Consider the following 12448-nt stretch of genomic DNA (forward strand, 5'->3'; position numbering starts at 1 on the left):
TGTCTGAGAACAAGACCGAAGCCCCACCGGCAGGTGAATCCTCCCTTGCGAGACCGCCTTTACGTCAGGCTGGGGTGTACTTCTTTTGCAAAGGACCAGCAACGAATTACCAGGCTCGGCCAAGTGAAACTGAGCCCAAAGCCGACGTTCTCCGACGCACTTCGCTGAAAGCCTGGCTCAACTTGAACGACATCACCCTCGATGACATCGCAAAGGCTACCTGCAACCTTGCGCGTCGTAAGGTTGGCGGGCGGCAAACGCGTGAGGTCGGCGGCTGCCCTGGACGCGTTGATCATCAGCTGACAATTTGGTGGTGCTGTTTCTGCGGTGCTGCCACGCGTGCTTTGGAGACAGCGCCACAGCGGCTGAATATCTATCGCCCTGACGCTCGGGAACCGCTGGAGCCGGGCGGGTCCCGGCCACTGTGTTAAAGCAAGCCCCGGAAGCGGGGGGCGGCGCTAAACCGCTCGCTTCCGGGGCTTGCTGTTTTGCTGTCTAATTTTGTTTTGTAGTCGTACCTGACTTTGAAAAGGTCACGGCATCTCCGGCCGTCAGCCGTAGCGCGCCATGTGGGGCCAGAGAGCCAGTCAGACAGGCTGTCGGGTTGTGGCCCCGCTTCCCGTCAATGCTCCAGAGCGCGCTGTTTTCGCAGGACGTAGCGCTGCAACTTCCCGGAGGGCGTTTTGGGCAAATCATCCACGAAGTGAATTTGACGGGGGTATGCGTGTGCTGCGAACTGCGTCTTGACGAGTTTTTGAAGCTCAACGACCAGGTCTTCGCTGCCAGTGGTCCCCTCGGTGAGGACAATGTACGCTTCCAGGACTTCACCACGGAGTTCGTCCGGGGCTCCAATGACAGCACATTCCTGGACGGACGAGTGGCCGGCGAGGATGCTCTCCACGTCGAAGGGTCCGATGCGGTATCCGGCCATGATGATGAGATCGTCGTCGCGGGATGAGAAGAAGTAGTTTCCGTCTTTGTCTATTTTGCCGGCGTCTCCGGTGAGGTACCACCGCCCGTCCGGGCTGAAACGTTCAGCAGTTTTTTCCGGGGCATCTTTGTAGCCGGCGAACCACATGAGGGGGCTACCGGCGACATCGACGGCGACACGGCCCATTTCACCGGCTGCGGCTGGTTCGTCGCTGCTGTCTTTGAGGACTGCGCAACTCCAACCGGGGAGGGGCCGTCCCATGGAACCTGGCCGAAGCTCGTCCCGCACTGCTTCGTGCCAGGCGTTGATGATCATCATTCCGTGTTCAGTTTGGCCGTAGTGGTCCCTTACCGGGATGCCGAAGGTCTCCTCAGCCCAGGTAATCACTTCCGGTGTCAAGGGTTCCCCGGCGGAGGATGCCCTGCGCAGTGGAATGTTTCTCGTCCCGGGCGCGTACTTTGAGCGCATGGTCCGGTACACGGTGGGCGCCGCGGCGAAGTTGGTGACGCCGAAGCGTTCCAGCACATCAAAGCTGAGTTCAGGGGAAAGGCCTGCGTGCAGCAGCAGGTTTCGTCTGCCTGCCGACAGAGGCCCGAGGATCCCGTAGTAGAGGCCGTAGGCCCAACCCGGGTCCGCGGCGTTCCAAAATACGTCGTATTCACTGACGTCCAGCCCGACTTCGATGTACTGCCGGAAGGATGCCAGAGCCCGGACGGGGACTGGGACGCCCTTAGGCGAGCCTGTGGTTCCGGAGGTGAAGATCAACACCAGGGCACCGTCCCCTCCGACGGCTTCGGCCGGGATGCCCGGCCTTTGAGTTGCAAGGAGCGGGGTGAGGGCAAGATCCGGCGCTGAAACATTTTCGCCAACTACAATCACTGCAGCCGTCGTGTCCTGAATCTTTCGGCGCTGGTCCGCATCCGTAATGATCACTTTTGCCTTTGACGATGCCATGCGCATCTCAATTGCTGGCCATGCGAATGCCGTGAACAGGGGTACATGCACCGCACCACGGCGCCAAATGGCCAGCAGCATGACCACCAGATCAGCCGATTTTCCCATGAGCGTTGCCACGGCATCCTGAGGGCCTACGCCCAGCTCAGCCAAGGCCGCAGCCCCCCGTTCGGACCGCTCACGCAGCTCTCCGTAGGTTATGTCCTCACTGGACAGGTCGGCTTCGACAATAGAAAACGCTACAGCGTTTGGATCATGGCTGTCACAAAGTAGATCCGCAGCACAGGCGTCAGAAGCACTGTACTGGTTGAGAAGGGCCTCGGCTGTGGGGACCTGAAGGGACATCGATTCTCCTTTGAATGGTGACGTTCCGGAAAGCATGAAGCGGCCCCGCTATTTCTGTCTGGCTAGTAGCGGATGGATAACCTATGGAGTTTTCCACGCATGTGGTCGGGAAAGCGCTTCTCGTGCCAAGGTAGGCCAATTGCAGTTGTTTGAGGACCTCCTTCGTGGCCATAAGTTGTTCCTTGAGTGAAAGCGAGGTGCAGACAGTTGGGAGTTGATCAGTTGCGGTACTTGCGGCAGGGACGCTCGAAACCTCAACAGCGGACGAACGCATAGGCCGGCTTTGCCGGGGACTGAAGCCAGGACTCTCAGGAGAGGCTCTTTGTCTTCGTGCTTCGTCAAGCCTGAACTGTTCCGTCGAATATCAGCTGCTACGAGGCCTGTTTGCCCACGGGGGCCCGATGCTTCTCATCGAGCCCCCGTACTGCTTCTTGCAGGTGTTAGATGGTCTCGTCGCGGATGAACCGGGTGATGGTGTTCAGTGTGTTATCGGTTTCTGCGACTGCGGGGGTCATAGCGAGGTGTCCGTGAGGAACGCCTTGGGCGAGGTATTCCTGTACTGTGACGCTGGCTTGGCGTGCTTCCTCAGCGAAGGCGTCTGCGGAACCGCGGAGGTCGTCGTACTCGCAGGCGATGACCAGGGTGGGGGGCAGCCCGTGTAGGTCATGGCCTTCTATGAGGGTGTAGAGTCCGGGGTCGGCACCGCGGTAGTTAGCGATCACCCATTCAGCGAATTCAGGTGACATCCGCAGTACCTGGGGCACCTTCGAGAGATCGGCCTGCTGTGCTGGGGCGGGGACGGGTACATGGAGGAGCGGGTAGACGATCACGAGACCGTCGGGAAGGGTTTTCCCGTCGTCCCGGAGCTCCAGTGTTGCACCCATGGTGAGGTTAGCCCCAGCGGAGGCGCCGCCGAGGAAAACGCTGGCGTTCTCGGCCGCGATGTCACTGGTGTTTTGGCTCGCCCACTGGAAGGCTTCCGCCATTTCACGGTGCAGGGTCGGGTAGGCGATTTTTCCGTCAACGAGGTGATAGTCGACGGAAACGACTGCGATGTTGCCGCGGGCACAAAGCTCGCGTGCGACTCCGTCAGCTTCCTGAAAGTCCAGGGTGCCGCCAACGAAGCCGCCGCCGTGGGCCCAAACCAGTACCTGGCGCGCTTCAGCCTTTCCTGCGGGTGGTTCATAAACCCTCAGGCGCAGTGAGTCATCGCCCAAGGGCCCGTCGATGAAGGTGTCGTGGCTATGGATTGTTGGGGGCTGGTAGGTGGGGTCGTCGGTGTAGGAGGACATCAGCCGGGCTGCCAGGGTGGGGTCGCTCATGATGGCTTCTACCGGGTAGGCGTCGGCCCATCCGAACTGGCGGTTAATGATCGGGTCTAGCTCGCTCACTTTGGATCCTCCTGAATCGTTTGGTGGTGCACCTGGTTGCTGTCCGCCTTCAGGGGGTCCGCCGGGAGTACCTGAGTGCGGGGGATGGCTCAGGAAAACGGGTCCTGCTCTCTGAAGCCGAGGGTGGATCTGCGGTTCTCTGTCGGGGCCTCCTGGGATGGGTGGCTAGGGGAGGCCCCGACTTGAGTTGTGTAATCAGCCGCAGGGGAAGGTGACACTTCCGCCTACCCAATGAATGACGGGTGGTAGTTCTCCAACCGCCGACATTGGGAGCTTGATTAGGCTGAGGGCTGAGCCGTCGTTGGGGTCGCCACTACTTCCACCACAGTGTCGGTTTGCCCTTGGGCTTGTGCAGTGAGGGTGATCCGGCCCGGGCCGGTGGGGCGCAGGATGGCCAGGGCCCGGCCGTCATAGGTGGACAGGCTCCTGCCATTGAAGCCTTGCTCCGGGTCGGGCTGGGCGGTAGCGAAAGCCACGAGTTCAGCTGGGCCGTCCACTGAGACGGAGACTTCGGCGATGGCATCCGGGGCGAGTACGCCAGCCTTGTCACGCATTGAGATCTCGATGAAGGCAAGATCGGAAGCATCAGCGCGGATCTCGCTGCGGTCAGCGCTGGCGGACAGGGCGACCGGGCCGGAAGCGCTGGTGAGGGACGTTCGTGCCACTTCGGTTCCCTCCCGGAAAGCGACGGCTGTCAGTTCGCCAGGGCGGTACTTCGTTTCGAAGCGTGCAATGAACGCTTTTTCGGTTCCGACCTGGGCAGTGCCGATGGCCTCACCGTCGAGCAGCAGCTTGATTTCGTCAGCGTTGCTGTAGACGTCGATGACGACGGGGGATGCCTCGTCCACGTCCCAGCTCCAAGTGTTGGCGACGTCGTCCCATGCCCACGGGCCAACGGAAAGCGACCGGCCGTATGACTGGGGCCTGTGCACGGCGATGTATGGTTCGGCACGGAGGCCCCAGACGATTTCGCGCCAGTACGAGATGGGCCGGCGGACCCCGGTGATGTCGATTGTTCCGCAGTCTGCGGTGAGGAAGGGGTATGGTGCGGTGATGCCGGTGTTTTGGATGGGATCGTCTGCGTAGACGGCACGGCCTACGCCTGCTTCACCCATGTAGTCCCAAGCGGTCCAGGCGAAGTCACCGATGACATGCGGATACTGCTCCACGAGTGCCCAGAGACGGTCCAGGGCTCCGGGAAAAGTTTCCGATCCGTACTCGACCCGGTTTGGGTTCTTCTCAGCATCGACCGCGTAGCGTGCCTCCGAGTAGTTGATCCCCGATGCGTCGAGCTGGGAGTGTGCCTCTTCGGTGCGGTCAGAGACCGGGTCGGAGGCGCCGAAGTTGTTCATCAGCTCGCCCAGGGCGGCAATCATTGAGTTAATGTCTGTGGGTTCGTCGCTGTCACCTGACGATGCCTGCAGTAGGTCGCCCGCGGCTACGAGGCCGTTGATGGCGTTGGTGACCAGGCGGGTGCTATCGAGTTCACGGACTTTCGTGGCGAGTTCGCGTCCCCAGCGGCTGCCGAGCGGGCGGCCTACTTCAAAGATCTCATTGCCGATCGAGTACATGATGACGCTGGGGTGGTTGAAGTCCTTGGCGACCATCGCCTCGACGTCGCGTTCCCACCACTCTGGGAAGGACAGGGAGTAGTCGTAGCTGGTTTTGCCTTCGGTCCAAACGTCGGTGAGTTCGTCGATGACGAGCATCCCGATCCGGTCGCAGGCTTCGATGAAGGAACGACTCAAGGGGTTGTGGGCGCTGCGGATTGCGTTGTAACCGGCCTCTTTGAGAATTTCGACGCGGCGCTCTTCGGCCCTGGCGATGGCAGCGGCTCCGAGCGGTCCGTTGTCGTGGTGAACGCAGCCACCGCGGAGTTTTAACGGTTCGCCGTTGATGCGCAGGCCGCGGGTGGGATCGAGTTGAATGGTGCGGATACCGAAGGTCGCGACGTCTTCATCGAGCTGGCTGTCGTGCTCGGTGACGGTCGTGCGCAGGGTGTAGAGATTGGGGTGATCGACGCTCCAGAGCTTGGGCGAGGATACGTAAAGCCGCAAGTGGGCTGTGGCGCTTTCGCCTGGCAGCAGGGTGAGCGGTGCCAGTGCAGAAGCGACGACATCAGAAGCCGACTGGTCTTGCTCGGTAGCATCTGTCCTGACCCGGACGGTGCGGGTGTGCCGGCTCTGGTTGACGACAGTTACTTCTGCAACGACGACGGCGAGCTCGGAGTCGACCTCCGGTGTGGTGATCTTTACTCCGTTGGGCGCGACGTGTACCGGGTCAGCGACCATGAGCCAGGTGTCCCGGTAAATTCCGGTTCCGCTGTACCAGCGGCTGTCTTCGTGTTGGCGCGCCTCGACCTTGATGGTGTTGGAAGCCCCGAAGGCGAGGTAGGGGTCGATTTGCACGGAGAACGTGCTGTAGCCGTTGGGCCGTTGCGCTACGAATTCGTTGTTAATGTAAATGACAGCGTCACGGTAAATTCCCTCGAACTCCAGGGTTACGGAGCGTTCGCGCCAGTCTGCCGGCACGTCAAAGGTCTTCTCGTAACTGACGTGGCTTCCGGGGAAGTAGCCGGTGTGCGCGCCGTTGTGTGCGGTGGAGCTGCGCTGAAGATCGCGCATGCTGTCGTGGGGCAGCCGCACGGTGCGGGGCTGACCCGCGCCCGGCATAAGGGCTTCGAATGCGGATTTTTTGGGTCCGACGGTCCAATTGTCGTTGAACGGCTCGCGGATCATTGGTGGTCCTTTCGTTGTGGTGCTACAGCTGCCCCAAGCAGCTGGGCTTTGATGGTGTCCAGGAGCGCGAAGGTCTTGAGGGTGTCAGCGCTGGTGTGAAGCGGGTGTTCGGTGGCGCCGCTTCCGATGGCCTCTGCTACTGCACGGAACATGGGGGTGTAGCCGAACCCCTCGGGCTCGAACGGGTGGCTTTGGGGTTCAAACAATGCAGTCATGATGTCGCCGTTATAGACCTTGAATTCTCGGGTAGCCCAGAATGGAGCGGCAAGACTGATCCATCCTTCCGTGCCTCCAATGGACGCTGACGGATCGATGAAGTCAACCATTGAGCTGGACAGCTGGGCGAACCGCCCGTCCTCGTACTCGAAGGTGACAAACTCGGTGGCGTCAATCCCGCTGTCTTCGACGGTGCCGCGTGTGGTGATCGTGGCTGGCTCTCCGAGGATCATCCGGGCGAGGGCGACAGTGTAGATGCCTTGATCGAGGAGGGCGCTGCCGCCGAGCTCGGGTTTCCAGCGGCTGCCGGAGCCGCGGGGAAAAGAGATACCGAAGGAAGCCTGGACATTTCTTACCTGCCCGATGGCGCCGGAATCAATGACCTGTTGCAGTTTCTGGAAGGCCGGGCTGAATTTCACCCAAAAGGCTTCCATCACGAATTTGCCCTCTTGGCGTCCAATATCGAAGACTTCGGCGACCTCTTGGCTGTTCAAGCCCATGGGTTTTTCGATGACGACGTGCTTGCCGGCTTTCAGCGACTGCTTCGCCAGGTCGGCGTGGGTGCCGTGTGGGGTGCCGATGTAGACGATGTCGATGTCCTGATCGGCCAGCATGTCTTCAAATGAATATGAGCAGGCAATGCCGTGCGTTGCAGCGAACTCTTCGGCCCTGGCGGTGGAGCGTGACGCGACCGCCGACACATGGTTCCCGTCGACCCGTTGGAGGTCCGGGACAATGGCGTGGGAAATATCGCCGGTACCGACAACCGCCCATCGAAGCTTCTGTGTGCTCACCGCTGCCTCAGAGATTCGTGGAAGTGGGTGCGGATTCGGTGGTGTCATCAGTGCGGCGGCCGGTCAGAAACGCCTGGATCTGCGGATTGTATTTCTCCACGTCGAGGAAGTATACGACGACGGTGAGAAGGATTATCAGGGCTACCGGCAGCCAGATGAAGGCGGCCTGGATGGCAGCGACCGCCGAGTCCGGCTGGCTGGTCGCCAGGCTCTGGTAACCGCCCGCGGCAAGAACCCATCCCACGGCGGCCGCCCCGACGCCTGAACCGACCTTCTGCCCGAAGCTGACCGCGCTGTAGGTCAGGCCGTCGATCCGTGTTCCGAATTTCCACTCGCCGTAGTCCACGACGTCGGCGACCATGGCCACCATGCCTGCAGCAAATGGAACGCTTCCGAAGCCGCGCACCAGCAATCCGACCAGCACGATGGTGATGTTTGACGGATCGAGCACGACGATGAGCGAACCGATGAGCTGCAGGCCCAGGCCGATGAGGAAGGCGGTGCGCTTCCCGATGCGCGCCAGCAGCGCCGGCATGAAGGCGATGCCGACCAGGGGTGGCGCCAGAGTCGCCAACGTGATCGTGCCGAACAGGGACGGGTCACCGAGGACATCGGTTGCGTAATAGATTCCGACGCCGCTTGTGATGCCGCTGATGAGGTAGAAGCCAAGGAACATGGCGGCGGCGATGAAGAAGTACTTATTGGCGAAGAGCTGCTTGAGCAGGACACGCAGCGGCTGCCGGTCGCTTCGTTCGTCCTCGCGGGCTTCAATGACGCGTTCCTTTGTGCCGAAGAAGACAGTGAGCAGCGTGACCAGCCCGATCAGACCGTAGATCGCGGTCGTAGCCGTCCATCCCTGCTGCCCGCCGCCGAAGCTCTCGACCAGCGGGATGGTGATGTAGCTGACGATGAGAGTGGTTGCGATCGCTGCGAAGAACCGGAAGGTGGACAGCACAACGCGGGTCTTCGGGTTAGCCGTCATCACCGAGACCAGGGCGCTGTAGGCGACGTTGGAGGCCGTGAAGAAGACGGCCATGACCAGGGAGTACATGATAAACGTCCAGATAATGCGGCCGGTCTCATCCAGGCCTGCGGGCACGCTGAACATCAGGACGAAGCAGAGCATGAGGGGAGGCGCGGTCCACAGGATCCACGGCCGCATTTTCCCCCACCGCGTGGAGGTCTTATCCATCATCGCGCCCATGGTGATGTCGGTAATTCCGTTAAGGAGCTGCCCGACCAGCAGGATTGTTCCGGCGATGCCCGCTCCAATTCCCGCCACTGTCGTGAGGTAGAAGAGGAAGAAGGAGGAAGCGGGCATGAAGACCACATTCGAGGCGACGTCCCCCAGGCTGTACGAGAGCTTCTCCCGCATTCCCAGTTTCGTCATTGGATCCAGTCCGGGCGATTTGATCGCCGACTCTTTCATAGTTCCATGCATGTGCAACAACTCCTTCGTTGTTCGTCCCTTGCGGTACTGAACTTCTGGCACCTGTTATGCGGCGCGTCTCACATGTGAGTATGACAGACGTCACCAGCAAATTCCAACTACCTATATAGTTTTCCAATATATGCAATTTGCTAGGGTGGGTTTTTGTGGACAACAGGCCGTGGGGTTCATGTTTGGTCAATATCAGGGAGGCAAGAGGGCTTCGGGAAGCGGGAATGATGAGCGTTGATACTGATGATGGTCGGGTTGTGGGCGCGGACCGGGTCCTTGCCGTTTTGGTGCAGCTGGCCGAGTATCCGACCGGGGTGACGCTGGACGAGCTGGCACATCGACTGCGCAGCTCCAAGTCGACGGTTCACAGGGCGCTGGCCTCGCTTCGACGCGCGCGCCTGGCGATGCAGCTCGGCCGTGGCGTTTACGCTTTGGGCGATGAATTTTTCAGGCTGGCGTATCTGAACCAGGCCACACGTCCAGAGGCTGTACTGATGGAGCCGGCGCTCCGGGAGCTGGCGGCCCGCTACGGCGAAACGGCCCATTACGCCGTTCTTGACGGGGCAGAGGTTGTCTACCGGGCAAAGGTAGACCCTCCGCGGGGAGCGATGAGGCTGACCTCGGTGATCGGGGGACGGAATCCGGCTCACCGCACCGGTGTCGGAAAGCTTCTGCTCAGCTACTCTCTTTCGAGTCTCGATGAACTGCGCGAGTGGCTCGGTGACCAAGTCCTGGAGGCGCGCACCCCGCATTCGATCACAAGCGTGGAATCGCTCTGGCAGGAACTGCTGCGTACCCGCGAACGCGGATACGCAGTCGATGACCAGGAGAATGAGCTGGAAGTGAACTGCATCGCAGTCCCTGTCCTTTTGGACGCCGACATTGAACCGACGGGTGCAGTCAGCGTCAGTGCACTGGCATTCCGGACTCCGCTCGAGAAACTTCTGTCAGAAGTGGGCGCTATCCGCGAGATCGTGGCGCGTTCGCGGGGATTGCATGATTATCCGAGTGATCAAGGCTCGGCCGTTACCGCCTGATGGCGTCCGCGCTGACGCGGGCGCCATCAGTACGTTGCCCGACCCCCGCTGATGTCGTAGACGGATCCGGTGGAGAAGCTGATTTCCTCAGACGCCAGCCATGAAACGAGTGCCGCGACCTCCTCCGGCCGCCCCACCCGCTTCATGGGGATCAGGCTGGTGATGTGTGCGAGCACGTCAGGTGCGGTGCTGTCGTTCATGGGGGTGGCAATCACGGCCGGGGCGATGGCGTTGACCAGCACGCCAGTGGTGGCCAGTTCCTTGCCCGCGGATTTCGTCAGCGCAATCACTGCGGCCTTGGAGGCGGAGTAGATGGCGAGGTTCGGGTTTCCGTCTTTGCCTGCCATGCTCGCGAAGTTGATGACCCGGCCCCAGCCCCGTTCGACCATGCCCGGCACAAAGGCCCTCATGGTCGCCACGACGCCCAGGACGTTGACCTCCAGAACTTTCCGCCAGTCGTCAAGGTCGGTGCCGAGCAGCGGCTGGTTGGGCCCGACAACGCCGGCTGAATTGACCAGGATGTCGATGGGGCCCGCCGCTTCCGCGACCCGGGCGAGGGCGGCTTCATCGGTGACATCGACTTCGTAGTCGACGTTGCCGGCGATGTCGAGGGTGACAACTTCTATTCCGTCCCGGGCAAACCGGGAAGCAGCTGCTGCTCCCAGGCCACTCGCGGCTCCCGTGATCAGTGCACGCTTCATCGTTAATCTCCTTCAGTGTGGTTGTCGCCAGCGATGGCAACGTGAATTTTTGGGCCGGGGCCGCTGTCTGCGGGACGCCCGCCGGCCAGGATCCCTGCCAGGTCTTCGAGTACGACTGTTGCTGCAATGAGGGGGCGGGGATCGACTGCCCCGGAGGCGTAGGCCTCGATGGTCCCGGCCAGGCCGGCCGAGGCGCCGAGGATGCCGACAGCCGTCACGTCCTTTAGCGCAAGGGTCCGTGTGTCGATCATGCTTGGGCTCCCGGCCAGTCCGACGTACACGACCCGCTTTCCGGGCTCGACGAGGTCCAGTGCCCGGGCCGGCAGCTGCGGAGCGTTCGAGCAGTCAATCACCGCGTCCCAGGGAAGGTCCGGGAGTTCTTCCTCTGTCCACACGCCGTCGAACCCAAGGGTGCGCGCGAACTCGACAGAGCGCGGGCTGCGGCCCATCAAGTGGACTTCGGCACCTGCGGCCCGGGCGAACATGCCAACCAGGAGTCCGATCGTGCCGGGTCCAAGAACGAGCGCGCGGTCTCCTGGGCGAAGATTGGCCGCCTCGACGGACCGGAAGGCGTTGCCGCCGGGTTCGATCATTGCCGCCGCTGCGTCATCGACGCTGTCCGGCAGTGCGTGAAGATAGGCGGCCGGGAAAGCGACCTGCTCGGCGAGGGCCCCGGGGCGGCCGCCCCGGACACCGAGTTCGGTCCGGAATTCGCAGACATGGTGCAGGCCTGCCCCGCAGCGGCGGCAGTCCCCGCAGCCGAGCATGGTGTCGCCGGTGACCCGCTTGCCCAGCCAGCCCGGGTCGACGCCTCCACCGACGGCGGAAACCTTTCCGGTCCATTCGTGGCCGAGCCGGACGGGATAGGACGCGTTTCCGTCGTGGAGATACTGCATCTCCCCGGTGTAGAACTCGACATCGGTTCCACAGATACCGGCCCGGGTCACATCGACTACTACCTCGCCGGGCGCCGCCGTGGGCTTCGGGACGTCCTGGACCCCGGCCTCGTGGGGGCCGGTGACGACGAAGGCTTTCATCGCGGTGCCAGTACCGTCTGGCGCTGGCTGCCCAACCCGGTAATGCCGAGTTCCATGACATCGTTCGGCTGCAGCCAGATCGGGGGATTGAAGCCCATTCCCACGCCCGGGGGTGTTCCGGTGTTGATCAGGTCTCCCGGTTCGAGGACCAGGAACTGGCTGAGGTAGTGCACGATGAAGTACGGGTCAAAGATCATCGTCGCGGTCGAGCCTGTCTGACGGCGGACTCCATTGACGTCCAGCCACATGTCCAGGTTCAGGACGTCCTCGACCTCGTCGTGCGTGACCAGCCACGGGCCGGCGGGGTTGAACGTCTCGGCCGACTTGCCCTTGGCCCACTGGCCGCCCCGCTCCATCTGAAATGCACGTTCACTGACGTCATTGACGAGGGTGTAACCGGCAATAACGCCCTTGGCGTCCTCGGGGGTGTCGAGGTAGCTGGCCCGGCTTCCGATAACGATGCCGAGTTCAACCTCCCAGTCAGGTTTGGTCGCACCGCGGGGGATCCGGACATCATCGTTGGGCCCGATGAGCGTGTTGGGTGATTTGGTGAACAGGATGGGTTCCTCGGGTACTGCCTGGCCCGTCTCGGCTGCATGGTCGCTGTAGTTCAGGCCGATGCAGAGGATCTGGTGAGGACGGGCGATGGGGGCCCCAATGCGCTGCCCATCGAGTTTGGAGACCTCCTGACGGCTGGCGCGTTCGGCCACGACGGTGCGGATACGTTCAATGCCGCCGTCGTGGAAAAATCGCTCGTCGAAGTCGCTCACCACGTCGGAGAGGTCAACAAAGGTGTCGTCGGTAACCAGGGCCGCGGGCTTTTCGTTGCCGGGGGCGCCGATGCGCAGGAGTTTCATGCTTCC

The 12448-nt window shown here is 61.8% G+C and carries 9 protein-coding genes; 1 reads left to right on the forward strand and 8 read right to left on the reverse strand.

Annotated features, from left to right (window positions below; genetic code table 11):
• Nucleotides 1-622: 622 nt before the first annotated feature.
• From M1E07_RS01860 to M1E07_RS01880, 5 genes are all read right to left on the reverse strand, one after another.
• Nucleotides 623-2266: an AMP-binding protein gene (locus tag M1E07_RS01860; RefSeq protein ID WP_461188608.1), complete on the reverse strand. Its 1644-nt coding sequence runs from the start codon at nt 2264-2266 to the stop codon at nt 623-625.
• 404 nt (nt 2267-2670) lie between these two features.
• Nucleotides 2671-3621 (reverse strand): alpha/beta hydrolase, encoded by a 951-nt coding sequence (locus M1E07_RS01865; protein ID WP_461188609.1) that lies wholly within the window; start codon nt 3619-3621, stop codon nt 2671-2673.
• 278 nt (nt 3622-3899) lie between these two features.
• Entirely contained in the window at nt 3900-6359 is a 2460-nt protein-coding gene (locus M1E07_RS01870; RefSeq protein ID WP_461188610.1) for a glycoside hydrolase family 2 TIM barrel-domain containing protein, read from the reverse strand.
• Entirely contained in the window at nt 6356-7369 is a 1014-nt protein-coding gene (locus tag M1E07_RS01875) for a Gfo/Idh/MocA family protein (protein ID WP_461188611.1), read from the reverse strand. Before M1E07_RS01875 ends, M1E07_RS01870 begins: the two co-directional genes overlap by 4 nt.
• Nucleotides 7370-7376: 7 nt before the next feature.
• A complete protein-coding gene (locus M1E07_RS01880; RefSeq protein WP_461188612.1) occupies nt 7377-8759 on the reverse strand; it encodes an MFS transporter in 1383 nt (460 codons plus the stop codon).
• 275 nt (nt 8760-9034) lie between these two features.
• On the opposite strand from M1E07_RS01880, the gene M1E07_RS01885 reads away from it, so the two are divergent.
• Nucleotides 9035-9847 (forward strand): IclR family transcriptional regulator, encoded by an 813-nt coding sequence (locus tag M1E07_RS01885; protein WP_461188613.1) that lies wholly within the window; start codon nt 9035-9037, stop codon nt 9845-9847.
• Nucleotides 9848-9873: 26 nt separating this feature from the next.
• Here M1E07_RS01885 and M1E07_RS01890 read toward each other — a convergent pair whose 3' ends face one another.
• From M1E07_RS01890 to M1E07_RS01900, 3 genes are read right to left on the reverse strand one after another with little or no spacing between them, the layout of a single operon-like run.
• Nucleotides 9874-10548, reverse strand: a complete 675-nt coding sequence (locus M1E07_RS01890; RefSeq protein ID WP_461188614.1) for an SDR family NAD(P)-dependent oxidoreductase — start codon at nt 10546-10548, stop codon at nt 9874-9876.
• Nucleotides 10549-10550: 2 nt separating this feature from the next.
• Nucleotides 10551-11585 carry a zinc-dependent alcohol dehydrogenase gene (locus tag M1E07_RS01895; RefSeq protein WP_461188615.1) on the reverse strand — a complete coding sequence of 345 codons (1035 nt, stop codon included), beginning with the start codon at nt 11583-11585 and terminating at the stop codon, nt 10551-10553.
• On the reverse strand, nt 11582-12442 hold the full coding sequence (locus M1E07_RS01900) for a fumarylacetoacetate hydrolase family protein (protein WP_461188616.1): 861 nt from the start codon (nt 12440-12442) through the stop codon (nt 11582-11584). The genes M1E07_RS01895 and M1E07_RS01900 overlap by 4 nt, the downstream gene beginning before the upstream one ends.
• Between the last annotated feature and the right edge of the window lie 6 nt (nt 12443-12448).

Source organism: Arthrobacter sp. Z4-13 (genome assembly GCF_054792705.1).

Coding starts and splice junctions, on each gene's coding strand:
- M1E07_RS01895 (WP_461188615.1), bottom strand. CDS start 11,585: ATGAAAGCCTTCGTCGTCACCGGCCCCCACGAGGCCGGGGTCCAGGAC.
- M1E07_RS01880 (WP_461188612.1), bottom strand. CDS start 8,759: ATGACGAAACTGGGAATGCGGGAGAAGCTCTCGTACAGCCTGGGGGAC.
- M1E07_RS01885 (WP_461188613.1), top strand. CDS start 9,035: ATGATGAGCGTTGATACTGATGATGGTCGGGTTGTGGGCGCGGACCGG.
- M1E07_RS01890 (WP_461188614.1), bottom strand. CDS start 10,548: ATGAAGCGTGCACTGATCACGGGAGCCGCGAGTGGCCTGGGAGCAGCA.
- M1E07_RS01870 (WP_461188610.1), bottom strand. CDS start 6,359: ATGATCCGCGAGCCGTTCAACGACAATTGGACCGTCGGACCCAAAAAA.
- M1E07_RS01900 (WP_461188616.1), bottom strand. CDS start 12,442: ATGAAACTCCTGCGCATCGGCGCCCCCGGCAACGAAAAGCCCGCGGCC.
- M1E07_RS01860 (WP_461188608.1), bottom strand. CDS start 2,266: ATGCTTTCCGGAACGTCACCATTCAAAGGAGAATCGATGTCCCTTCAG.